At 60.3% G+C, this 22,117-nt stretch carries 23 protein-coding genes; 5 read left to right on the top strand and 18 right to left on the bottom strand.

The window, feature by feature from the left end; all coding sequences use genetic code 11:
- Positions 1-12: 12 nt before the first annotated feature.
- From tolB to AC1RGE_RS18655, 12 genes are all read right to left on the bottom strand, one after another.
- Positions 13-1,293, bottom strand: a complete 1,281-nt coding sequence (tolB, locus tag AC1RGE_RS18710; protein WP_015636767.1) for a Tol-Pal system beta propeller repeat protein TolB — start codon at positions 1,291-1,293, stop codon at positions 13-15.
- A 17-nt stretch (positions 1,294-1,310) separates the two neighbouring features.
- Positions 1,311-2,372, bottom strand: a complete 1,062-nt coding sequence (gene tolA / locus AC1RGE_RS18705) for a cell envelope integrity protein TolA (protein WP_011063014.1) — start codon at positions 2,370-2,372, stop codon at positions 1,311-1,313.
- The gene (tolR, locus tag AC1RGE_RS18700) at positions 2,372-2,824 is read right to left on the bottom strand and encodes a protein TolR (protein WP_011063015.1); all 453 of its coding nucleotides are present in this window, start codon (positions 2,822-2,824) and stop codon (positions 2,372-2,374) included. Before tolR ends, tolA begins: the two co-directional genes overlap by 1 nt.
- A 13-nt stretch (positions 2,825-2,837) precedes the next feature.
- Positions 2,838-3,533 carry a protein TolQ gene (gene tolQ, locus AC1RGE_RS18695; RefSeq protein WP_011063016.1) on the bottom strand — a complete coding sequence of 232 codons (696 nt, stop codon included), beginning with the start codon at positions 3,531-3,533 and terminating at the stop codon, positions 2,838-2,840.
- Entirely contained in the window at positions 3,523-3,990 is a 468-nt protein-coding gene (gene ybgC / locus AC1RGE_RS18690) for a tol-pal system-associated acyl-CoA thioesterase (RefSeq protein WP_011063017.1), read from the bottom strand. Before ybgC ends, tolQ begins: the two co-directional genes overlap by 11 nt.
- Positions 3,991-4,128: 138 nt before the next feature.
- The gene (gene ruvB / locus AC1RGE_RS18685) at positions 4,129-5,187 is read right to left on the bottom strand and encodes a Holliday junction branch migration DNA helicase RuvB (protein WP_011063018.1); all 1,059 of its coding nucleotides are present in this window, start codon (positions 5,185-5,187) and stop codon (positions 4,129-4,131) included.
- A complete protein-coding gene (gene ruvA / locus AC1RGE_RS18680; RefSeq protein WP_011063019.1) occupies positions 5,188-5,796 on the bottom strand; it encodes a Holliday junction branch migration protein RuvA in 609 nt (202 codons plus the stop codon).
- Between the two features lie 114 nt (positions 5,797-5,910).
- Positions 5,911-6,435, bottom strand: a complete 525-nt coding sequence (gene ruvC, locus AC1RGE_RS18675; protein WP_011063020.1) for a crossover junction endodeoxyribonuclease RuvC — start codon at positions 6,433-6,435, stop codon at positions 5,911-5,913.
- 129 nt (positions 6,436-6,564) lie between these two features.
- Entirely contained in the window at positions 6,565-7,311 is a 747-nt protein-coding gene (locus tag AC1RGE_RS18670) for a YebC/PmpR family DNA-binding transcriptional regulator (protein ID WP_011063021.1), read from the bottom strand.
- Between the two features lie 112 nt (positions 7,312-7,423).
- Entirely contained in the window at positions 7,424-9,199 is a 1,776-nt protein-coding gene (aspS, locus tag AC1RGE_RS18665; protein WP_492584807.1) for an aspartate--tRNA ligase, read from the bottom strand.
- Positions 9,200-9,294: 95 nt separating this feature from the next.
- Positions 9,295-9,516: an FmdB family zinc ribbon protein gene (locus AC1RGE_RS18660; RefSeq protein ID WP_258611106.1), complete on the bottom strand. Its 222-nt coding sequence runs from the start codon at positions 9,514-9,516 to the stop codon at positions 9,295-9,297.
- A 251-nt stretch (positions 9,517-9,767) separates the two neighbouring features.
- Positions 9,768-10,241, bottom strand: coding sequence for a Dps family protein (locus AC1RGE_RS18655; protein ID WP_011063023.1), 474 nt, complete (start codon positions 10,239-10,241; stop codon positions 9,768-9,770).
- Positions 10,242-10,705: 464 nt separating this feature from the next.
- Here AC1RGE_RS18655 and AC1RGE_RS18650 point away from each other — a divergent pair, with 464 nt between their 5' ends.
- Positions 10,706-11,311 carry a cold-shock protein gene (locus AC1RGE_RS18650; protein WP_011063024.1) on the top strand — a complete coding sequence of 202 codons (606 nt, stop codon included), beginning with the start codon at positions 10,706-10,708 and terminating at the stop codon, positions 11,309-11,311.
- Positions 11,312-11,369: 58 nt separating this feature from the next.
- Here AC1RGE_RS18650 and AC1RGE_RS18645 read toward each other — a convergent pair whose 3' ends face one another.
- Together AC1RGE_RS18645 and AC1RGE_RS18640 are read right to left on the bottom strand one after the other, a co-directional pair.
- On the bottom strand, positions 11,370-11,576 hold the full coding sequence (locus tag AC1RGE_RS18645) for a SlyX family protein (protein WP_011063025.1): 207 nt from the start codon (positions 11,574-11,576) through the stop codon (positions 11,370-11,372).
- A gap of 3 nt (positions 11,577-11,579) precedes the next feature.
- Positions 11,580-12,005 carry an HIT domain-containing protein gene (locus tag AC1RGE_RS18640; RefSeq protein WP_011063026.1) on the bottom strand — a complete coding sequence of 142 codons (426 nt, stop codon included), beginning with the start codon at positions 12,003-12,005 and terminating at the stop codon, positions 11,580-11,582.
- A 930-nt stretch (positions 12,006-12,935) separates the two neighbouring features.
- On the opposite strand from AC1RGE_RS18640, the gene AC1RGE_RS18635 reads away from it, so the two are divergent.
- A complete protein-coding gene (locus AC1RGE_RS18635) occupies positions 12,936-14,276 on the top strand; it encodes an OprD family porin (protein ID WP_015636771.1) in 1,341 nt (446 codons plus the stop codon).
- A 275-nt stretch (positions 14,277-14,551) separates the two neighbouring features.
- On the opposite strand, the gene AC1RGE_RS18630 is transcribed toward AC1RGE_RS18635, so the two are convergent.
- A complete protein-coding gene (locus AC1RGE_RS18630; protein ID WP_011063028.1) occupies positions 14,552-15,394 on the bottom strand; it encodes a mechanosensitive ion channel family protein in 843 nt (280 codons plus the stop codon).
- A 136-nt stretch (positions 15,395-15,530) separates the two neighbouring features.
- Positions 15,531-16,016, bottom strand: coding sequence for a YajQ family cyclic di-GMP-binding protein (locus AC1RGE_RS18625; RefSeq protein WP_011063029.1), 486 nt, complete (start codon positions 16,014-16,016; stop codon positions 15,531-15,533).
- A 143-nt stretch (positions 16,017-16,159) separates the two neighbouring features.
- Between AC1RGE_RS18625 and AC1RGE_RS18620 the strand changes: the two genes are divergently transcribed.
- Genes AC1RGE_RS18620 through AC1RGE_RS18610 form a run of 3 tightly spaced genes read left to right on the top strand, consistent with a single transcriptional unit; the run spans position 16,160 to position 19,737 of the window.
- Positions 16,160-17,077: a putative 2-dehydropantoate 2-reductase gene (locus AC1RGE_RS18620; protein ID WP_492584805.1), complete on the top strand. Its 918-nt coding sequence runs from the start codon at positions 16,160-16,162 to the stop codon at positions 17,075-17,077.
- Between the two features lie 45 nt (positions 17,078-17,122).
- The gene (locus AC1RGE_RS18615; protein WP_492584803.1) at positions 17,123-19,159 is read left to right on the top strand and encodes a sensor histidine kinase; all 2,037 of its coding nucleotides are present in this window, start codon (positions 17,123-17,125) and stop codon (positions 19,157-19,159) included.
- A gap of 2 nt (positions 19,160-19,161) precedes the next feature.
- Positions 19,162-19,737, top strand: coding sequence for a cob(I)yrinic acid a,c-diamide adenosyltransferase (locus AC1RGE_RS18610; RefSeq protein ID WP_011063032.1), 576 nt, complete (start codon positions 19,162-19,164; stop codon positions 19,735-19,737).
- Between the two features lie 101 nt (positions 19,738-19,838).
- Here AC1RGE_RS18610 and AC1RGE_RS18605 read toward each other — a convergent pair whose 3' ends face one another.
- Positions 19,839-20,783 (bottom strand): Nudix family hydrolase, encoded by a 945-nt coding sequence (locus AC1RGE_RS18605; protein WP_053153468.1) that lies wholly within the window; start codon positions 20,781-20,783, stop codon positions 19,839-19,841.
- 115 nt (positions 20,784-20,898) lie between these two features.
- Positions 20,899-22,116: a bifunctional glutamate N-acetyltransferase/amino-acid acetyltransferase ArgJ gene (gene argJ, locus AC1RGE_RS18600; RefSeq protein ID WP_015636776.1), complete on the bottom strand. Its 1,218-nt coding sequence runs from the start codon at positions 22,114-22,116 to the stop codon at positions 20,899-20,901.
- Position 22,117: the final 1 nt, after the last annotated feature.

Here is a 22,117-nt window from a genome sequence, read left to right as displayed (position 1 = left end):
TGTAGCGCCGCGTCAGTTCAGGTAAGGGGACCAGGACGGTTCTCTGACTTCGCCTTGAGCGGTAGGAAGCGGGAGCCTCACACGTCCATTAATGGACACGAGCATCAAGACTCCCCGGCCCTGCTGGCGGGTGGCGTAGATTACCATGGTGCCGTTGGGCGCAACAGTAGCTGACTCATCAAGGTTAGTGTCTGTAAGGATTTTTACGCTACCGCGCTGCAAATCCTGAGCCGCTACCCGGAAGTTGGTGAAACCATCCTGGCGGTGAATCATTACCAGGGTCTTTTCGTCAGCAGAAAGTTTCGGGTTGGCGTTGTAGTTACCAATAAAGGTCACACGCTCGGCGCCACCGCCATTGATATTGCTTTTATAGACTTGCGGCTTGCCGCCACGGTCGGAGGTGAAATAGATGGTGGAACCATCCTTGCCCCAGAACGGTTCGGTGTTGATGCCCGGGCCACTGGTGACGCGGCTGATCTGCCGGGACGCCATGTTCATCACATAGATATCCGGGTTGCCGTCCTTGGACAGCACGAAAGCCAGGCGGGTGCCATCTGGCGACCAGGCTGGAGCGCCGTTCAGGCCTTCGAAGTTGGTGATCTGCTCACGACGCCCGGTATCGATGTGCTGAACGAAGATGCGCGGGCGCTTCTGCTCGAACGACACGTACGCAATGCGCTTGCCATCCGGAGCAAAGCGCGGCGACAGGATCGGCTCGCGAGACTGCAACAGGGTTACCGCCCGAGCACCGTCGTAGTCCGAACGCTGCAGGGTGTAACGGGTGTTGTTCACCGAGAAACGCTCAGCCGTCACATACAGCAGGCGCGTAGAGAACGCCCCCTTGATGCCGGTGAGTTTTTCAAAGGACTGGTCGGAAATGTAGTGCGACATGTCCCGCAACTGATCAACGCTACCCGACACGCTGCCGGTCAGCACTTGCTGCTCGGTCGCGACGTTGAACAGCGCGTACTGCACCTGCAGGCGACCGCCGGCTGGAACAATGCTACCGACCATCACGTACTGGGCGCCCAGGGCTTTCCAGTCGCGGAAAATGACTTCGCTGGCCTGGGTCGGCAAGCTGATCATGTTCTGCTTTGGAATCGGTGCGTAGTAACCCGAGTTGCGCAGGTCATCACCGATGATCTGTGCCATGTCGTCCGGCAGCACGCTGCCGCCCTGCCAGCCAAACGGCACTACCGCAATCGGCGTCGCCCGATCACTGCCACTGGTGACCAGAATGTTTTTTTCGTCCGCTGCCGCTATCCCTGCCATACAGCAAATAACGACAAGCATTCCTCGAAGAAGGTTTCTCACAAGGCTAGATCCTCAGGTGTGAATGTCATCTTGAATGAACGATAGGGCGCGAAATCCTTCGGACTCAAACCCTGCATTTCTGTCAAACGCCCAATGTTCTTGACTGCCGCCACCGCCGAAGCGTCGAACGGACCATCACCACTGGACTTGATCACGCTGACCGTGGTCACCGTGCCATCAGGCAACATGCCGATCCGCAGTTCCACCGTCATTCCCTTGCGCGCCGAAGGAGGACGAGCCCAGCCTTCCGCCGCACGAATGCGAATCAGGTCATCGAAACTGCCTGCGACACTGTCACCCACCTCATCCGACTTGGTGGCTTCACGCTCCGGCTTATCGGACAGCAAGTCCGCCAGGGCCTGGGCCTTTTTCTCTTCGGCAGATTTGCGCGCTGCTTCCTGGGCCTTCTTCTTCGCAGCGTCGGCCGCAGCTTTCTTCTTGGCATCCTCGGCGATCTTTTTCTTCGCCTCGTCTGCTTCAGCTTTTTTCTTCGCGTCTTCCGCGGCTTTCTTCTTCGCGTCTTCGACGATTTTCTTCTTCGCTTCTTCAGCGGCCTTTTTCTTGGCCTCTTCTTCAGCAGCTTTCTTGGCTTCTTCTTCGGATTTCTTCTTGGCTATATCAGCCAATTGTTTCTCTTCAGCCTTTTTCGCTTCTGCGGCTTTCTTGGCGTCATCCGCCTTCTTCGCCTCATCGGCTTTCTTGGCCTCATCGGCCTTTTTCGCTTCCTCGGCTTTTTGAGCAGCCTCTTCTTTCTTTTGTTCCGCGGCCTTGATCTCTTCCTGCTCGACCTTCTTCTGCTCCAACTGTTCGGCTTCGGTCTGGCGCGCGGCGGATTTCTTCGCCTCACCCGCAATCTTGTGATTGGTCTGGGTGGTTGCCGGACTCTTGGATTTGAGCTGGTACAGGGTCGCTTGAACGATCGGCTTGGCCGGGGGCAGTTCCGGGGTCATGGCAAAGCTGACGAACAGCATGCCAAACACCAGCACGTGCAGGGCAATTGCCCAGACACTAGGCCAGAAGTAGCTTTCCGAGGCGGACGGCTCTCGCTGTTGGTGCATCAGGGCGCCTCGGTAATCAGGCCAACGTTACCGACTCCGGCTTTCTGCAGGCCGCCCATGGCACCCATCACGGCGCCGTAGTCGACGGATTTATCACCGCGAATGAACACCTGGGTGTGCTTGCCGCCTTCATTGCCGGCACGGATGATCTTGGTCACCGCGTCGGTCATTTGCGGCAAGGTCATCGCCTTGTCCTGTTGCTTTTCGGTGTCGACTTCGCTGCCAAGGTTCCAGTAGTAGGTCTTGTCAGCCTTGATCGAGATGGTCAGCACCTGGGTGTTGTTGTCCTGGGGCAAGGCTTCGCTGGAAACCTTGGGCAGGTCAACTTTCACGCCCTGGTTGAGCATCGGCGCGGTCACCATGAAGATAACCAGCAGTACCAACATCACGTCGATGTAAGGCACCACGTTCATCTCGGCAACCGGCTTGCGTTTGTGGCGAACTCGGGCCATGGGTTTTACCTGCTCACTCTTCGCTGGTGTGCACTTTACGGTGCAGGATCGCCTGGAACTCGTCGGCGAAGGTGTAGTAACGGCTGATCAGCGTCTCGCCACGAGCGGCGAAGCGGTTGTAGGCGATCACCGCCGGGATGGCCGCGAACAGGCCGATGGCCGTGGCGATCAGTGCTTCGGCGATACCCGGGGCTACGGTAGCCAGGGTCGCTTGCTGGGCCTGAGCCAGGCCACGGAAGGAGTTCATGATCCCCCAGACGGTACCGAACAGGCCGATGTACGGGCTGACGGAACCGACAGTGGCGAGGAACGGCAGGCTCTGCTCGAGCTTTTCTTCTTCGCGGGAAATCGCTACGCGCATGGCACGGGCCACGCCTTCCATGACCGCTTCAGGATCGACACCCGGTTGCTGGCGCAGGCGGGAGAACTCCTTGAAACCGGCACGGAAGATCTGCTCCACGCCGGAATCCGGATCAGGGTTGCTGCCCGCCTGGCGGTACAGCTTGGACAGGTCGATACCGGACCAGAAGCGCTCTTCGAAGCTCTCCAGGGCACGTCGACCGGCACGCAGCAGATTGCTGCGCTGAAAGATCATGATCCATGAAGTCACCGATGCGGCAACCAGGGTCAGCATTACCAACTGCACTACAACGCTGGCATTGCTGACCAGGCTCCACATGGAGGAATGGTCGACGACGTTAGCTTCCACGCTTTATCTCCTGCTCTGAGTGTGTACCCGCGCTGCTCTCGTCGGCAAAGGCCGTACGCAGAGCGTCTGGAATGGCGCGGGGTTTGAAATTGTCGGCGCGCACACAGGCCACCAGGAACTGCCCTTCACAGAGCAGTGCATTGTCTTTGGCTCGCCTGACCTGCTGAGTGAAGCGCAGGCTGACCCGGTTCAATTCGGTAACTTGGGCACTGACCAGAAGTTCGTCGTCCAGTCGCGCCGGCGCGTGATAACGCGCTTCGCTGGAGTGCACGACAAATAACAGGTTCTCCCCCACCAGCTGCGACTGGGCAAAGCCCAGGTGTCGTAGCCGCTCGGTTCGAGCCCGCTCCATAAACTTAAGGTAATTAACGTAATACACGATGCCGCCGGCATCGGTGTCCTCGTAATAAACGCGACAACGATGTGCGAACGGCTCAAGCCCGTTTTGCGCGCGCATACTCTAGTGCTTACTCCTCAGGTTGCCAATCCGGCCAGGCAACTGTTTTTTCATTCTTGTACGACTTTTCGTGATGTTTTAACCATGCCAGTCCCTAGGACAGCACAAACCCCGAATAAATCGACAAAGAGCGGGTTATTAATCGTCCACGGCATCGAGGAATTCGTCTACCACGGGCATGTCCCCCATTCGTGACGGAATGTTAAGACCGAAGTGCAGGTAGGCGTGCCGGGTCACCACACGACCACGGGGGGTGCGCATGATATAGCCCTGCTGGATCAGGTACGGCTCCAGCACATCCTCGATGGTATGGCGCTCTTCACTGATGGCCGCGGCCAGGCTGTCGACCCCCACCGGTCCGCCGTCGAACTTCTCGATCATGGTCAGCAATAGACGTCGGTCCTGGTGGTCGAAGCCACGCTCATCGACGTCCAGCAGGTTCAGCGCCAGGTCGGCGATCGGTTTGGTGATATGCCCCTTGGCCCGCACCTCGGCGAAATCCCGCACCCGACGCAGCAGACGGTTGGCGATCCGCGGAGTGCCCCGGGCACGGCGCGCGACCTCGAAGGCGCCTTCCGGATCCAGGGGCAAACCAAGAATGCCGGCGGAACGGCTGACAATGGTTGCCAGGTCCGCAGTGCTGTAGAACTCCAGGCGCTGGACGATGCCGAAGCGGTCCCGCAGCGGGTTGGTCAGCATCCCCGCACGCGTGGTTGCCCCTACCAGGGTGAACGGCGGCAGATCGAGCTTGATCGAGCGCGCCGCAGGGCCTTCGCCGATCATGATGTCGAGCTGAAAATCTTCCATGGCCGGGTACAGCACTTCTTCGACAATCGGCGAAAGCCGGTGAATCTCGTCGATGAACAGTACGTCGTGAGGCTCAAGATTGGTCAGCAAGGCCGCCAGATCGCCAGGGCGCTCCAGCACCGGGCCGGACGTACTCTTGATCGACACCCCCATTTCCTCGGCGATGATGTTGGCCAGGGTGGTCTTGCCCAGGCCCGGGGGACCGAAGATCAGGGTGTGGTCCAGGGACTCGTTGCGCCCACGGGCGGCCTGGATGAACAGCTCCATCTGCTCGCGCACGCTAGGCTGGCCGATGTAGTCGGCCAGGCTGACCGGACGAATCGCCCGGTCCTGGATTTCCTCGCGCTCACGGGGGCCCGTGGCGGCGATCAGACGGTCGGCTTCAATCACTTAAATCATTCCCTTCAGGGCTCGGCGGATCATGTCTTCACTGCTCAAACCTTTGTCTTTGATCGCGGATACGGCCTTGCTGGCTTCCTGCGGCTTATAGCCCAGGGAGATCAGCGCGCTGACCGCGTCCGACTCGGCGCTGGCCACTGGCGCCGGCGCATCCGGCTGGTTCGGCACCAAGGCAAACATGCTCGGCACGGCTTCCCAGGCCTTGAAACGGTCCTTGAGTTCTACCAGCAGGCGCTCGGCGGTCTTCTTGCCGACTCCGGGCACCTTGGTCAGGGCCGAGGTGTCCTGGGCCTGCACGCAACGCACCAGCTCATCCACCTCAAGGCTGGACATCAACGCCAGGGCCAGTTTCGGGCCCACACCATTGAGACGGATCAACTCGCGGAAAAAGTCTCGCTCGCGCTTGCTGGCAAAACCGTAGAGTAACTGCGCATCCTCGCGGACGACCAAATGGGTGTGCAGGGTCAGGGGCTCGCCGACCGACGGCAGGCGATACAGGGTGGTCATCGGCACTTCGACTTCATATCCCAGCCCGTTTACATCAAGAATCAGGTGCGGCGGCTGTTTCTCAGCCAGGGTGCCGCGCAAGCGTCCAATCACGTTTCAGATCCTTAGGCGATGGCCAGCCCGCAGCTGGCGACTCGTTGGGCGAGCGTCTGCGCCGGCTACCCAGGCGCAAAACGCTCAACCCCTAAAATGACTGCGCTGATGCTATCAGAGACGCAGGCGGCCGCCACGACTGCGTGCTGTCCCCAGACCATGGGGCAGCAGGCTGGAACGGGTATGAGCGTGACAGATGGCAATGGCCAGGGCATCCGAGGCATCGATCTGCGGCTTGGTGGTCAGTTTGAGCAGGTGCATGACCATCATCTGCACCTGTTCCTTGTTGGCCCCGCCAGTGCCGGCCACGGCCTGCTTGACCTGGGTGGCGGTGTACTCGGCAATCTCCAGCCCCTCTTCGGCACCGGCAACGATCGCTGCCCCCCGCGCCTGGCCGAGCTTGAGCGCCGAGTCGGCGTTGCGCGCCATGAACACCTTCTCGATCCCCATGGTCACCGGACCGTAGGTCTGGATCACTTCACGCACCCCGCGATAGACGATCTGCAGCCGGTCGGGCAGCTCGCCAGCCCCGGTACGGATACAACCAGAGGCCACGTACACACAGCCGCGCCCCGTGTCTCGAACCACGCCATAACCGGTAATGCGCGAACCGGGGTCGATGCCAAGAATAAGAGTCATAACGCCTGCTGCTTGAATAAAGAGGCTTGCCGGCCAGGACCGGAACAGCGAAAAGGCAGAAGCCGGAAGCGCCCTGCCGCGCAATGATCACGGCTTCGCACCTCCGGCCTCAAGGTTAGTGCAGTTGAATCAGCCGAGTTGCTCGGCGACCGACTCTGGAATATCCGCGTTGGAATAGACGTTCTGCACATCATCCAGGTCTTCCAGCATGTCGATCAGCTTGAGGACCTTCTCGGCGCCTTCCAGATCCAGTTCGGCACTGGTGGTCGGCAGCATGACGATTTCCGCGTCCGCAGCAGTAAAACCCGCCGCTTCCAAGGCATTGCGCACGCCATAGAAACCGGCGAACGAGGTGAACACGTCGATCGAACCGTCTTCGTTGCTGACCACATCGTCGGCATCGGCTTCCATCGCCGCTTCCATCAAGGCGTCTTCATCGACACCTTCGGCGAAGGTGATCTGCCCCTTGCGCTCGAACAGGTAGGCCACCGAACCGTCGGTACCCAGGTTGCCGCCACACTTGCTGAAGGCATGACGAACAGCTGCCGCGGTGCGGTTGCGGTTGTCGGTCATGCACTCGACCATCACCGCCACGCCGTTGGGGCCGTAGCCTTCATAGGTCAGCTCGACCACATCGTCGCTGCCGGCAGCGCCGGTGCCACGGGCGATGGCCCGGTCGATGATGTCGCGGCTCATGTTGGCACCCAGGGCCTTGTCCAGGGCCAGGCGCAGGCGTGGGTTGGAGTTGGGATCGCCGCCGCCCTGACGGGCCGCGACAGTCAGCTCACGAATCCACTTGGTGAAAATCTTGCCTCTCTTGGCATCCTGACGCTCTTTGCGGTGCTTGATGTTCGCCCACTTGGAATGACCTGCCATAACTTGCTCCAAATTCTCTTTGAAACATTGCCCACGCCGCCTGGCGGGTGCGGGCAACAAAAACTCGACCCATAGAAAAAGCGCACCCGAAGGTGCGCCTTATCGGGCCGGCTTATTCAGCCTTGGGCTGTTCGCGCAGGCGGATGTGCAGCTCGCGCAGAGCCTTGGCATCCACCAGACCCGGTGCCTGAGTCATGACGCAGGCCGCGCTCTGGGTTTTCGGGAAGGCGATCACTTCGCGGATCGACTGGGCGCCGGTCATCAGCATCACCAGGCGATCCAGGCCGAAGGCCAGGCCACCGTGCGGCGGCGCGCCGTACTTGAGGGCGTCCAGCAGGAAGCCGAACTTCTCTTCCTGTTCCGCTTCGCTGATGCCCAGCAGGCGGAATACCGCTTGCTGCATTTCCTTGCGGTGGATACGGATCGAACCGCCACCCAATTCGGTGCCGTTCAAAACCATGTCGTAGGCGCGCGACAGAGCGGTAGCCGGGTTGGCTTCCAGTTCTTCCGGCGAGCACTTCGGCGCAGTGAACGGGTGATGCAGGGCGGTGAAGCTGCCGTCGTCGTTCTCTTCGAACATCGGGAAGTCGACAACCCACATCGGCGCCCATTCGCACGTCAGCAGGTTCAGGTCGTGACCGAGCTTGATACGCAGCGCGCCCAGGGCTTCGCTGACGATCTTGGCCTTGTCGGCCCCGAAGAACACGATGTCGCCGTCGACCGCGCCCACGCGATCGAGGATCACGTTCAGGTTGGCTTCCGGAATGTTCTTGACGATCGGCGATTGCAGGCCTTCAACGCCTTTGGCGCGCTCGTTGACCTTGATGTAGGCCAGGCCCTTGGCGCCGTAGATGCCGACAAACTTGGTGTAGTCGTCGATCTGCTTGCGCGGCATGCTCGCCCCGCCTGGAACGCGCAAGGCGGCGATGCGGCATTTCGGATCGTTGGCCGGGCCGCTGAACACCTTGAACTCCACTTCCTTGAGCTGGTCGGCAACGTCCACCAGTTCCAGCGGGTTGCGCAGGTCCGGCTTGTCGGAACCGTAGCGACGCATGGCTTCTTCAAAGGTCATGTGCGGGAATTCGCCGAATTCCAGACCCAGCACTTCCTTGAACAGGTTGCGGATCATGCCTTCGGTCAGGCCCATGATGTCTTTTTCGTCGAGGAAGCTGGTCTCGATGTCGATCTGAGTGAACTCAGGCTGACGGTCGGCACGCAGGTCTTCGTCGCGGAAGCACTTGGCGATCTGGTAGTAGCGGTCGAAGCCGGCCACCATCAGCAGTTGCTTGAACAGCTGTGGCGATTGCGGCAGGGCGAAGAAGCTGCCGGCGTGGGTGCGGCTCGGCACCAGGTAGTCGCGGGCGCCCTCTGGGGTGGCGCGGGTCAGGATCGGGGTTTCCACGTCGAGGAAACCGTTCTCGTCCAGGTAGCGACGGATGCTGGTGGTCATGCGCGAACGCAGGCGCAGCTTCTCGGCCATTTCCGGACGGCGCAGGTCGATGAAACGATAGCGCAGACGGGTTTCTTCACCCACGTCCGAATATTCGTTGAGTGGGAACGGCGGGGTTTCCGCTTCGTTCAGCACTTCCAGCTCGTAGCCCAGGACTTCGATCATGCCCGAAGCCATGTTGGCGTTGCCGGCACCGGCCGGACGCAGGCGTACCTTGCCGGTGATCTTGACCACGAATTCGCTGCGCACGCGGTCGGCGGCGGCGAAGGTTTCAGCGCGGTCCGGGTCGAACACCACCTGGGCCAGACCTTCACGATCACGGATATCGAGGAAGATCACCCCGCCGTGGTCACGACGACGGTGGACCCATCCGCAAAGGGTTACTTCCTGACCTTCCAGGCTTTCGTTCAGTTGGCCGCAATAATGGCTGCGCATCATGGTAGTGGTTTCACTTCTCGTAATTCGAAATTCGATGGAGGCCTTGCGCACCTCAAGGTGCCGGATAGTGCAAGAACTCGCGCGTGTCGTTCAACTTAGTCAGCTTTGTCGCCACCGGCCAGGTTCTTCTTGGAGCCGGTCTTGAAGTCGGTTTCGTACCAGCCGGTGCCGCTCAGGCGGAAACCAGGCATGGACAGCATTTTTTTCAGCTCGGGCGCCTTGCAGGCTGGGCAGTCGACCAGCGGCGCGGCGCTGATCTTTTGAATGGCTTCCAGCTGATGACCACAGGAAGCGCATTGATAGTCGTACATGGGCATGGGGGGCGTCTCGGCAATCCAGATTATTGCTTGAACTACAGCCAGAGCCCACGCCAAAGCCCGGGCTACGTAGCAAAGAGCGGGATTATATCCATTAAATCGGCCCTGTGCAGCCGTATGACCCCATCGCGGGCGTCACCGACCGTCAGGCATCTATCCGGGCTGCAACCCCGGAAGGTCTGGAGAACGCAGGTGCTGCCTGCTGGGCGAGGGTGCGAACGGCGTGCGGGACGCCATTCGCAAGAGCGGGCTTAACGGTTTTCCAGCAGAGAGCGCAGCATCCACGCGGTTTTTTCATGCACCTGCATGCGCTGGGTCAGCAGATCCGCCGTGGGCTCGTCGCTGACCTTGTCCAGCAACGGAAAGATGCCGCGGGCGGTACGGGTCACTGCTTCCTGGCCGGCGACCAGTTGCTTGATCATTTCCTCGGCGGCAGGCACCCCTTCCTCTTCCTTGATCGAAGACAGCCGGGCATAGATGGAATAGGCCCCCGGAGCCGGGAAGCCCAGGGCGCGAATGCGTTCGGCGATCAGGTCCACTGCCAGGGCCAGTTCGTTGTACTGCTCTTCGAACATCAAGTGCAGGGTACGGAATTGCGGGCCGGTGACGTTCCAATGGAAATTATGGGTTTTCAGGTACAACACGTAGGTATCCGAAAGCAGACGGGAAAGACCGTCGACGATGGATTTACGATCTTCTTCGCTGATACCGATATCAATTGCCATGTTTCTCTCCGTTATCGGGATGGATTCACCCATTCATCTGCCGGACCACTCTAGCAAGAGTACCGCCCCTGCGCCGCCCAGGATCGTCAATCGGCCTGCGGTGGATTGTCCCGTGGCCCGGCCCGGGATAAACCTCACTGAGTTCGAGTCAGGTCAGACAGCAGCAGAAATCCGACGTTCCTTGGAAAAATCACCGCCATCTGTCTAGAACAGGCCTTTGCCCGATTCTCCGAGCTCGGCCTGCAGAAGCGCTCATTTGTACGCCCGGGCCAAGCCCCGCTGCTGATTTGAGAAGGCCTGGGCTTTGCTGTTAAATAGAGCCCGTGTCGCTGTTGCCTATTTCTTCGGCCAGCGCGCATAGGCTGACACCGCGTACGTAACCACCGCCTCACCTATTTGTTCAGAAGCGAACCGTGCGTGATCAGCTCCTCCTTGTGCTTCCTTCTTAACGTGAGTTAATCAAAATGTTGAAAATCGTCCACCTGCTGACAGGCATTGCAGCTTTGCTGCTGTCCTTGATTCCGAGTCTGAGATCTGACGCGGTTCCCTACCTGCAACAACCCGATGCTCTTTACCTGGCCCTTTTCGGCCTGCTCAACCTGATCCTGGCTCCAGTTATTCCCTACTGGAACAAAGGCTCTCGTCATCACCTGCAAAATCTGGTCAGCGCCCTGCTGGTGCTGGTCGTTGTACTGCAAACCCTCACCCTGCTGGCCCCCATGCCAGTCATTGGTGGCCAACCGGCGGTTCTGGTCAGCTTGCTGACTGCACTGATCGCCGTAGTCCTGCACCTGGCCATCAGCTTCTACAAGTCATCACCTTCCGCTTCCGCCACGCCAAGCTACGATATGAGCAATCGTGATACCGGTACCGTGAAGTGGTTCAACACCTCCAAGGGCTTCGGTTTTATCTCCCGGGATTCCGGCGATGATATTTTCGTGCACTTTCGCGCCATTCGCGGAGAAGGCCATCGCGTCCTGGTGGAAGGCCAGCGCGTTGAGTTCTCGGTAATGAACCGTGACAAGGGCCTGCAAGCCGAAGACGTGATTGCCGCGCTGCCGCGCCGCTGATCGGCCGCCCATAAAAAAACCGCGCCCAGGCGCGGTTTTTTATGGCTAACGATCCCCCTCAATAATGAGGCGGTGGCGCTTCCTCTTCGAACGACTCGAACTGCCCGACCATTTCTTCCTGGCGCTTGAGCAATGCCGCCATCTGCAACTGCAGGCGCTCCACTGCCCTCTGCTGCGCCACCAGCACATCGTTCAAGGCCTGAATGGTGTCATCCTGAAACGCCAGGCGGCTCTCCAGGTCGGTTACACGCTCTTGCAGACTCATGCCTCACCCCTCCAGAAACTGAAAATCATCGGTCAGCACCAACCGCAGGCGTTCACGGATCGCCGCCACTTGCTCGGTGCTGTAAGGCTTGGCCGGATGCTTGCCCCATACCGGTGCCGGCCATGCCGCATCATCACGCCTGCGCACGATCACGTGCATATGCAGTTGGCTCACCACATTGCCCAACGTCGCCACATTCAACTTGTCGGCATCGAACGAGTCCTTGAGCAACTCGGCCAGCGCGGTGGTTTCCTGCCATAGCTGTTGCTGGTCGGTGACATCCAGTTGAAACAACTCGCTGATATCCTCGCGACGCGGCACCAGGATGAACCAGGGATAGTTGGCGTCATTGGACAGCAGCAACCGGCAGAGGGGGAAATCCCCGAGGGTCAATGTGTCTTGTTGCAGCCGTGAATCTAAAGTGAACACCGCGTTTACTCCCGCTCAGCTTGTTTCAGCCCGGCGTCCAGTAGACGGACTCCTGCCAGGCGACAGACGCGCAGCATACCTGCGAATGCCCTGCGCTTCATGACCAATGAGCCAGAGACCGGACAGCACACACTCAGGCACGGCAAGGAGCCGATCGCGATGCAAAGGCCACGCCCCACAGCAGGACATTTCCTCGCGCCTCGCACCATTTGCGCCCACAACCCGCAGACCATTCGGAAAATGACCCGAACCAACCCTTGCGCCCCTTATTGTGCCTGGGCCTGACTGTATGAATCGTGCACAGCGTTGCAAAAGTTTTGCACCAGAATCGCACAGGCGGTCTACGCTAAATTCCTCAAGCATCCGCCGTTTACTCACTTTGCAGTGTGCAGCGGTAACGTTTCGCCGCACTGTGCAACTTAATGCACAGCCCTGCACCAGGAAAACCACAGAGTCAAGCCAAACAAAACGCCCCTTGAAACAGCGATTTTATGCGGTTTTTACAGGCCCGAACGGCTCTTTGAAGAAAAATGGGTGGCTAGATTCAGTTTGTGCACGCTTGTTGCATTCAACCCCGCATCGTCTGCAACGGTCTAACGGAAGTCAGGCCTTACAGACTCATAATAATAGTGGCAGGGCTGCCCCGCGGTGCTTTTTAGAGTGTGTGCATGGGGACTTGTTTCCTTCATTCTCGGCTTCGAAAAACACTGCTGAAAGTTGTCGGCCTGGATACAGACTGACTGCAGAATTACGACGCCTATCGAGCAAATTGCGACAGGGCCGTAAAGAAGCTGAAAGGATAGATAGGCAAGTATCGCCAACATTGTCAGCGTGATATAAGTTTGCGCCGACACAAAAAGAAAGAGCCGCCCAGATAAAAAAACAGGTGGGACGGCAGTACTCTTCTAAAAACCAAAGGAGCAAATCACGATGCGCGTGATGAAGTGGAGCATGATCGCCCTGGCTGTATCAGCAGGCACCTCGCAGTTTGCAATTGCATCCTCCCAGGACGATGCAAAAGGCTTTATCGAAGACAGCACCCTGACCGCGAAAACTCGCGCAATGTACATGAACCGTGACTATAAGGACGGCGTTGGTAACGTGCGTCGTGGTAACGGTACTTACACCACAGGCACTGACGATAAAACCAGCGGCTACCGTCAAGACACCGGTATCAGCGAACTGCTCACCTATCAGTCCGGCTTCACTCAAGGCACCGTCGGCTTCGGCGTCGATGCCATGGCCATGGGCAGCGTGAAACTCGACGGCGGTTCGGGTCGTGCGGGTAACGGCCTGTTCGCCACCAATGGTTCCGGCGAGCCTGAAAACACCCAGTCGAAACTGGGCGGCGCTGCGAAGTTCCGCATCTCCGATACTGTACTGAAATACGGCAACCAGTTCGTATCCAGCCCAGTATTTACTACAGACGACGGCCGTCTGTTGCCTGAAGTTGCCACCGGTACCCTGATCACCAGCAACGAAATCAAGGGCCTGGAACTGATCGGTGGTCGCTTCACCGCATTGAGCGCCCAGACCGGCATGGGCCGTGACAGCATCAACGGTCGCAGCCGCGTTACTGGCAAACAGAACCCGGGCCTGAGCTCTGCAAACATCGTAGGTGCTACCTACTCGGGTCTTGAGAACTTCATTTTCGCCGTGCACGCTTCCGATGTTGAAGACTACTGGAAGAAGCAGTACTTCAACGTCAACTACACCCTGCCGCTGAGCGAAAAACAATCTCTGAACTTCGACTTCAACGGCTATCGCAGCAAGGATGATGGTAAGAAGCTGGCTGGCGACCTGGACAACCGCGTCTGGAGCCTGGCAGCTGCCTATAGCATCGAAGCCCACAAATTCACCGTGGCTTACCAGCAGTCCAGCGGCAAGACCGGCTACAACTACGGCGTTGATGGTGGTGGCACCGTTTACGTAGCCAACTCTGTGCAAATCTCCGACTTCGTGGGCGAAGACGAAAGATCCTGGCAGGCTCGCTACGACCTGAACATGGCCTCCTTCGGCGTGCCAGGCCTGAGCTTCATGACTCGCTACATTCGCGGCAGCAACGTTACCGTTGCTGACTCCAGTGACGGCAAAGAGCATGAATGGGACGTAGAAGCCAAGTACGTGCTTCAGGAAGGCCCGGCCAAAGACCTGTCCTTCCGTCTGCGTAACGCGATCTATCGTGGTACCAATAGCGATTACCGCGCGACCAACTACGACAACCTGAACGACCTGCGTCTGATCGTAGAGTACCCACTGAGCATCTTGTAATTCACGGCTCAGCGGATTGCTTTAACACGCAGTACTAATAAGAACCGCCAACCTGAGCCAGGTTGGCGGTTTTTTTTGCCTTGCAAAAGTACCCTATTGAACCCGCTGACCAAGATAGCAAGCTAACTAATAAAGTAGGCTTCAATAGCTACTTCAGACCTTGCCGATGCGAACTTACATAGTTGCCAAGTCCGGACTTGAAAACAAACAAGGGGCTGATAGCCCCTTGTCTTGAACAACATTAGCTGACCGAACGGCCAGGTCATGAAACTGACTTATTGCGCTGCTGCTTCCTGAACCACTCGAATCACCCGTTGTGGAAAAGGAATATCAATGCCCGCTGCCTTCAAGCGATCACGGGACAACTCATTGAACTGGAACAGCACGTCCCAATAGTCCGAAGTCTTGACCCATACCCGCAGCGACAGGGTAATGGCGCTATCGCCCAAGGTTGAAACCACAGCTACCGGGGCCGGATCGGCCAGTACCCGCTCATCCTTGGCCAGTTCCAGCAACACCTCGCGGGCCTTCTGCAGGTCCGCGTCATAGTCCACACCCACGTCGAACACCACCTTGCGGGTCGGCTGACGGTTGTAGTTGGTGATGATGCCGTTGGACAGGTTGCCGTTGGGCACGATCACTGTCTTGTTGTCACCGGTACGCAGCACGGTGTGGAAGATCTGGATGCTGTCGACGGTACCGCTGATGCCCTGGGCTTCGATCCAGTCACCGATACGAAACGGGCGGAACAGCAGGATCAATACCCCACCGGCGAAGTTCGCCAGGCTGCCTTGCAGCGCCAGGCCGATGGCCAGGCCGGCAGCACCGATCGCGGCCACGAAGGAGGTGGTTTCGACACCGATCATCGAAGCCACACTGACGATCAGCAGGACCTTGAGAATGATGTTGGCCAGGCTGCTGATAAAACCTTGCAGCGCCAGGTCGGCATTGCGCAGGGCCAGCAACTTGCCCACTTTGTGAGTCAGTTTGTTGATCAACCACCAGCCGATGGCCAGGGTGATGACAGCCAGCAGCACCCGGCTGCCGTATTCCATGATCATTGGAATCCAGGCCTGGGAGGCCCGGACCAGATTGTCTACTTCAGCGTTCAAATCCATCTATTTCTCCAGATTCCCGGGGTTGCGGCGCACATGACTGACAGGCAGAACGACCAGCCCCGCGGGAGCTCAATCGTTTCTGCCATTCCTCCGGCCTCGGACGCCAATAAGCTCTAGAGGTTCCCGGAGAAGCCGATCAATCGCGGAAGTTGTTGAATTGCAGCGGCATGCCGAACTCTTTGGCACGCAGGGCGGCGATGGCCTCTTGCAGGTCGTCACGCTTTTTGCCGGTCACCCGTACTTGCTCGCCCTGAATGGCGGCTTGCACTTTCAACTTGGCGTCCTTGATATGGGCGACGATTTTCTTCGCCAGTTCTTTATCGATACCTTCCTTGAGGACCGCTTCCTGCTTCATCACCTTGCCCGAGGCATAGGCGTCCTTGACCTCCAGGCACTGCACGTCGATCTTGCGCTTGACCAGGGCCAGCTTGAGAATCTCGATCATCGCTTCAAGCTGGAACTCGGCCTCGGCGGTCAGGTTGACGGTCAGCTCCTTGTCCTTGAACTCGAAGCTGCCCTTGCCCTTGAGGTCGTAGCGGCGATCCAGTTCCTTGACGGCGTTTTCCACCGCGTTGGTGACTTCGTGCTTGTCCAGTTCGGATACCACGTCAAACGACGGCATGTAATCTCTCCAAATAAAAAGGGGCGCTGTTCAAAACATCGAACACGCCCGGCTTGCGGTTAAAATCCGCGCTCATTATAACGGGTCTTTCCCCTCCTTCACCCCGCGCCCTCCCCCGGGCGGCCAAACAGAGCGAAAACCTGATGTCCACCACCTGGCATGTTCTCGGCGCCGGCAGCCTCGGCACCCTGTGGGCCACCCGCCTGGCCCGCGCCGGCTTGCCGGTACGCCTGATTCTGCGTGACCCCGCCCGCTTGCGGGCCTATCAGGCGGCCGGCGGCCTGACCCTGGTAGAACAGGGCCAGAGCAGCCTGCTGGAAATTCCCGGAGAAACCAGCACCAGCAGCACCCCCATCCAGCGCCTGTTGCTGGCCTGCAAGGCCTACGACGCCGAGGCGGCAGTGGCCAGTATCGCCCCGCGCCTGGCGCCGGGAGCCGAACTGATCCTGCTGCAGAACGGCCTAGGCAGCCAGGATGCCGTGGCCGCCCGAGTACCCCAGGCACGCTGCATTGCCGCCTCCAGCACCGAAGGCGCCTTCCGCGATGGCGACTGGCGCGTGGTCTTTGCCGGCCACGGCTACACCTGGCTGGGGGACTCGGGGCACCCCACTCCGCCGATCTGGCTCGACGAATTGGCGGCCAGCGGCATTCCCCATGAATGGAGTACCCAGATCCTCACCCGGCTCTGGCACAAGCTGGCACTCAACTGCGCGATCAACCCACTGACGGTACTGCATGACTGCCGTAACGGTGGCTTGCAGCAGCATCAGTGCGAAGTGGCCACCCTGTGCGCCGAGCTGAGCGAGCTGCTGCAATGCTGCGGGCAACCCGCCGCCGCGCAAAACCTGCAACAGGAAGTGGAACGGGTGATCCTGGCCACCGCCGCCAACTATTCCTCCATGCACCAGGATGTCAGCAACGGGCGACGCACCGAAATCAGCTACCTGCTGGGTTACGCCTGTGAAGCCGCTGCCCGGCATCGCCTGCAACTGCCTCATCTGCAGCAGTTGCAACAGCGCCTGGTGAACCAGCTGCAGCAACGCGGATTGCCCAGCGCCTGAGCAGCGGCTACGCTCCCCACTTGCTCATTTCCAGCGATATAGCCGATGCCATTGCGCCAGCGCCTCGAAAACCTGCCAGTGGGCCAAAAGCTCCTGGCCGCCCTGCTTGTCCTGCTGACCACCGTTCTGCTGGTCGCCAACCTGACCTTTATCAGCGCGGCCTACTGGATCTCCCAGGAAAGCATGGCGCCCCAGGCGCTGCAGACCATTGGCCGCCTGGTGTCCAATCCGACCCTGGCGATTCAGGCGCTGAACTCCCCCGAAGATGCCGAGAAGCTGCTCAACGAACTCGACAGCTATACCCCGCTGCGGGCTGCCGCACTCTATGACGGCAAGGGCCAGCGCCTGGCCCAGTTGCAGCACGGCGAACGCCTCAAGCTGCCCGAACGCTACCGGCACATCGAAGCCTGGCAAATGACCGAGTTTCGCAGCAACCAGGTCATCACCCTGCCCCGCCCGGGCCAGCCCCCCGGCCACCTGCTGCTGGTGGCCACCAGCGAACTGCCGATGGCCTTCTACACCGGCACCCTGACCGCCAGCCTGGGAATCCTGATCTTCAGTGTGCTGCTGTGGCTGGTCATCGCCCGGCAGATCAAGCGCCTGATCACCCAGCCGATCCATCAGCTCGAGGAACTGTCGCGCCAGGTCACCCGCGAGGAGAACTACGCCCTGCGCGCAGCCCGGGGCAACCACGATGAAATCGGCAGCCTGGCAGAAGCCTTCAATACCATGCTGTCGCGTATCGAAGCTCGCGAGCAGCAGCTCAAGCGCGCCCGGGACGACTCCCAGGCCGCCTACGACCAGGCCCAGGGGCTGGCGGAGGAAACCCGCCATACCAACCGCAAGCTGGAACTGGAAGTCCAGGTGCGCAGCAAGATCGAGAAGAAGCTCACCGGCTTTCAGAACTACCTCAACAGCATCATCGACTCCATGCCCTCGGCGCTGATCGCTCTGGATGAACAGCTCTACGTCACCCAGTGGAACCAGGAAGCCAGCGCCCTGTCCGGCACCCGGCTCGACGAAGCCCTGAACCAGCCGATCTTCCTCGCCTTCGAACCGCTCAAGCCGTTCCTGCCGCAGCTCAAGGAAACCGTCGAACAGCACACGGTGACCAAGGTGGAGCGGGTCACCTGGTTCAAGGACGAAGAACCCAAGCACTACGCCCTGACCTTCTACCCCCTGATGGGGGGCGCCGGACGCGGGGTGGTGATCCGTATCGACGACATCACCCAGCGCCTGTCCCTGGAAGAGATGATGGTGCAATCGGAGAAAATGCTTTCGGTGGGCGGCCTCGCGGCCGGCATGGCCCATGAGATCAACAACCCGCTGGGAGCGATCCTGCACAACGTACAGAACATTCGCCGACGACTGTCTGCCGATCTGCCAAAGAACCTTGAGCACGCGCAGCAGATCGGTGTTGAACTGCAGACCGTCAATCGCTACCTGGAAAGCCGCGAAGTGCCGCAACTGCTCGATGGCATTCAGCAGGCCGGAGCCCGGGCGGCGAAGATCGTCACCCACATGCTCAGCTTCAGCCGGCGCAGCAACCGGCAGATGGCCCCCTGCGACCTGCCGGCGCTGATCGACCAGGCGGTGGAGATCGCCAGCAATGACTTCGACCTGGCCATTGGCTTCGACTTCAAGGGCCAGGCGATCATTCGCCAGTTCGACCCGAACCTGGGCCCGGTTCCCGGCACTGCCAACGAACTGGAGCAGGTGCTGCTCAACCTGCTGAAAAATGCCGCCCAGGCCATCCATCAGCGCGAAGATGACAGCGAACCCGGACGTATCATCCTGCGTACCCGTTTGAATCCGCCCTGGGCAGAGATCCAGGTGGAGGACAACGGAATCGGCATGAGCGAAAACGTGCGCAAGCGTACCTTCGAGCCCTTCTTCACCACCAAGGAAATCGGCCAGGGCACCGGGCTCGGCCTGTCGGTGTCGTACTTCATCATCACCAATAACCACAAGGGGCAGATGGAGGTGCAGTCCACTCGCGGGCAGGGCACTTGCTTCACCTTGCGCCTGCCCCTGGCCAGCAGCCAGCCGCTGGTCCAAGAACCGTTACCACTGGAGAACTGAACATGGGCTTTCGCTTGTCGAAGATATACACCCGCACTGGCGACAAAGGCGAAACCGGACTGGGGGATGGCCGTCGGGTGCCCAAGGATCACCCTCGGGTCGAAGCCATTGGCGAGGTTGATACCCTGAACAGCCAATTGGGCCTGCTACTGGCAGGCCTCGGTGAGCAGAGCGGTGCCTGCCCCCGGCTCGAGGAAGTGATCACAGTGCTGGCTCCCTGTCAGCATCGGTTGTTCGACCTGGGTGGCGAGCTGGCGATGCCGGTCTATCAGGCCCTCAACGAGGCCGAAGTACAGCGCCTGGAGGCGGCCATCGATCTGTGGAACGAGGAGTTGGGCCCGCTGGAGAACTTCATCCTGCCCGGCGGCTCGGCGCTGATCGCCCAGGCCCATGTCTGCCGCAGCCTGGCCCGCAGCGCCGAACGTCGCTGTCAGCACCTGAATGCCGTTGAGCCTTTGCAAGGGGTTGGGCTGGCCTACATCAATCGCCTGTCGGACCTGCTGTTTGTCGCCGCGCGACTGATCGCCAAGCGCCAGGGCATTGCCGAAATCCTCTGGCAGGCCGCCGCCAAGCCCTGACCACGCGGCTTGCGGGCGAAAGGGCCTGCAAGCGCCCGACGATGCCTCTCAGGCAAGCCTGCTCCCGCAGACCTGGGCCCAGGCTGCCATTGAGGATGTCTTCAATCCTGCGGCCAGAAGGCGCGGATACCCGCTACACCTTGAGCACCCGCTGCCCAGGCCTGCTGGCATTCGGCGGGCCCCACGCCACCCAGCAGATACACCGGCTTGTTGAAACCGCTGATCAGTTGCTCGGCCTGTTGCCAGCCCAATGGCTGTGCATCCGGATGGGTCTGGGTGGGCTGTACCGGAGACAAGGTCACGAAGTCCACGTCCATCTGCTGGGCCAGGGACAGCTCCTCGGCGTTATGGCAGGAAGCCGCCAACCAGCGATCCTTGCCGAACGGCCGCCCGGCGCTGGCGTACTTGCGCAGTTGCGCCGCAGTGATGTGCCAGCCCGCCGAGGGGAAATCCCCCAGCCATTCGAAGGGCCCCTTGAGCATCAGTTGCGCCTTGCCGGCGCACAGGCCCACCGCATCCACCGCCAGGTCGCGGTATTGCGGGTCGTAGCCGCCGGGAGCCCGCAGTTGAATCAGCTTGCAGCCCTGGGCCACGGCTTTTTGCATGCCTCGCAACAGGGTCGGGGTTTCCAGGCCTTCCGGGGTGATCAGGTATTGGGCTGGCAGACGCGCGGCAGCGACAATCGGCTGATTGGCCGCGGGGAACTCATAGTCGGCCAGCTCACGAGCAGTGACCCAGGCCAGAGGTTGCCCTTCGGCGCCGTGAGGCTCACCGCTGAACGCCGAGACTTCCCAGACATCCAGCAGTACCTGCTTGTCCGGATAATCGTGCTGCACCTTGATCAGCGGGCGCGCTGCGGTGACGACGATGCCCAGCTCTTCCTGTAGCTCGCGGGCCAGCGCGGCTTCGACCGCCTCCCCGGGCTCGACCTTGCCGCCGGGGAACTCCCACAGGCCACCTTGATGTTGAGTATCGGCACGCCGGGCAATCAGGATCTTGCCGCTGGCATCCCGGATAACGGCCGCAGCCACATGTACTCGTTTCACCGCACTACTTCCTCTGCTCAGGCATGTTGGCCAGGCCCTTGCGGGCCGGGCGTTGGATCTGCGCTTCGCCGGCAAGCCGGCTCCTACAGCAGGAGCGGCAACGCCGGCGAGGTTCTTAGGTGCGGTATTCCGCGTTGATCTTCACGTATTCGTGAGACAGGTCGGTGGTCCAGATGGTTTCGCTGCACGCGCCACGCCCCAGTTCGATGCGGATGGTGATTTCTTCCTGCTGCATCACCGCCGCGCCCTGGGCTTCGGTGTAGCTGGCGGCACGGGCGCCACGGCTGGCAATGCAGACTTCGCCGAGGAACACGTCAATCTTGCTGACATCCAGGTCCGGCACTCCGGCACGACCTACTGCCGCCAGGATGCGGCCCCAGTTCGGGTCCGAAGCGAACAGCGCGGTCTTGATCAGTGGCGAGTGAGCCACGGTGTAGCCCACGTCCAGGCACTCCTGGCAAGTAGCCCCGCCGTTGACTTCCACAGTGACGAACTTGGTCGCGCCCTCACCGTCACGGACGATGGCCTGGGCCACTTCCATGCACACCTCGAACACCGCCTGCTTCAGGGCAGCGAACAGCGGGCCCTCGGCCTTGGTGATTTCCGGCAGCTTGGCCTGCCCCGTGGCGATCAGCATGCAACAGTCGTTGGTCGACGTGTCGCCGTCGATGGTGATGCGGTTGAAGGACTTGTTGGCACCGTCCAGCAACAGGTTCTGCAGCACTTCGCGGGAGACTTTGGCGTCAGTGGCGATGTAGCCGAGCATGGTTGCCATGTTCGGGCGGATCATCCCCGCGCCTTTGCTGATGCCGGTCACGGTGATGGTCACGCCATCATGCTGGAACTGGCGGCTGGCGCCCTTGGGCAGGGTGTCGGTGGTCATGATGCCAGTGGCGGCGGCAGCCCAGTTGTCCACGGACAGGTCGTCCAGCGCAGCTTGCAGAGCGCCTTCGATTTTCTCTACCGGCAATGGCTCGCCGATCACCCCGGTGGAGTAAGGCAGCACGGCGCTGGCATCGACGCCGGTCAGCTCCGCCAGCTTGGCGCAGGTGCGGGACGCCGCGGCCAGGCCCGGCTCACCAGTGCCGGCGTTGGCGTTACCGGTGTTGGTCAGCAGATACCGCACCGGGCCTTGTACCCGCTGCTTGGCCAGAATCACCGGTGCGGCGCAGAACGCGTTGAGGGTGAACACCCCCGCCACCGTGGAGCCTTCGGCACAACGCATGACCACCACATCCTTGCGCCCCGGGCGCTTGATGCCGGCCGAAGCGATACCGAGCTCGAAGCCGGCAACCGGGTGCAACGTAGGCAAAGGACCAAGACCAACAGCCATG

Source organism: Pseudomonas sp. GW823-FHT02C05, from assembly GCF_058797595.1.
This window is presented reverse-complemented; position numbering and strand designations above follow the sequence as displayed.

What these genes read in the sequence shown, in the direction of transcription:
- tolB (WP_015636767.1), bottom strand. Translation starts at nt 1,293, where the DNA reads ATGCTTGTCGTTATTTGCTGTATGGCAGGGATAGCGGCAGCGGACGAA.
- tolA (WP_011063014.1), bottom strand. Translation starts at nt 2,372, where the DNA reads ATGCACCAACAGCGAGAGCCGTCCGCCTCGGAAAGCTACTTCTGGCCT.
- tolR (WP_011063015.1), bottom strand. Translation starts at nt 2,824, where the DNA reads ATGGCCCGAGTTCGCCACAAACGCAAGCCGGTTGCCGAGATGAACGTG.
- ybgC (WP_011063017.1), bottom strand. Translation starts at nt 3,990, where the DNA reads ATGCGCGCGCAAAACGGGCTTGAGCCGTTCGCACATCGTTGTCGCGTT.
- ruvC (WP_011063020.1), bottom strand. Translation starts at nt 6,435, where the DNA reads ATGACTCTTATTCTTGGCATCGACCCCGGTTCGCGCATTACCGGTTAT.
- AC1RGE_RS18670 (WP_011063021.1), bottom strand. Translation starts at nt 7,311, where the DNA reads ATGGCAGGTCATTCCAAGTGGGCGAACATCAAGCACCGCAAAGAGCGT.
- aspS (WP_492584807.1), bottom strand. Translation starts at nt 9,199, where the DNA reads ATGATGCGCAGCCATTATTGCGGCCAACTGAACGAAAGCCTGGAAGGT.
- AC1RGE_RS18660 (WP_258611106.1), bottom strand. Translation starts at nt 9,516, where the DNA reads ATGCCCATGTACGACTATCAATGCGCTTCCTGTGGTCATCAGCTGGAA.
- AC1RGE_RS18655 (WP_011063023.1), bottom strand. Translation starts at nt 10,241, where the DNA reads ATGGCAATTGATATCGGTATCAGCGAAGAAGATCGTAAATCCATCGTC.
- AC1RGE_RS18650 (WP_011063024.1), top strand. Translation starts at nt 10,706, where the DNA reads ATGTTGAAAATCGTCCACCTGCTGACAGGCATTGCAGCTTTGCTGCTG.
- AC1RGE_RS18645 (WP_011063025.1), bottom strand. Translation starts at nt 11,576, where the DNA reads ATGAGTCTGCAAGAGCGTGTAACCGACCTGGAGAGCCGCCTGGCGTTT.
- AC1RGE_RS18635 (WP_015636771.1), top strand. Translation starts at nt 12,936, where the DNA reads ATGCGCGTGATGAAGTGGAGCATGATCGCCCTGGCTGTATCAGCAGGC.
- AC1RGE_RS18630 (WP_011063028.1), bottom strand. Translation starts at nt 15,394, where the DNA reads ATGGATTTGAACGCTGAAGTAGACAATCTGGTCCGGGCCTCCCAGGCC.
- AC1RGE_RS18625 (WP_011063029.1), bottom strand. Translation starts at nt 16,016, where the DNA reads ATGCCGTCGTTTGACGTGGTATCCGAACTGGACAAGCACGAAGTCACC.
- AC1RGE_RS18620 (WP_492584805.1), top strand. Translation starts at nt 16,160, where the DNA reads ATGTCCACCACCTGGCATGTTCTCGGCGCCGGCAGCCTCGGCACCCTG.
- AC1RGE_RS18615 (WP_492584803.1), top strand. Translation starts at nt 17,123, where the DNA reads ATGCCATTGCGCCAGCGCCTCGAAAACCTGCCAGTGGGCCAAAAGCTC.
- AC1RGE_RS18610 (WP_011063032.1), top strand. Translation starts at nt 19,162, where the DNA reads ATGGGCTTTCGCTTGTCGAAGATATACACCCGCACTGGCGACAAAGGC.
- argJ (WP_015636776.1), bottom strand. Translation starts at nt 22,116, where the DNA reads ATGGCTGTTGGTCTTGGTCCTTTGCCTACGTTGCACCCGGTTGCCGGC.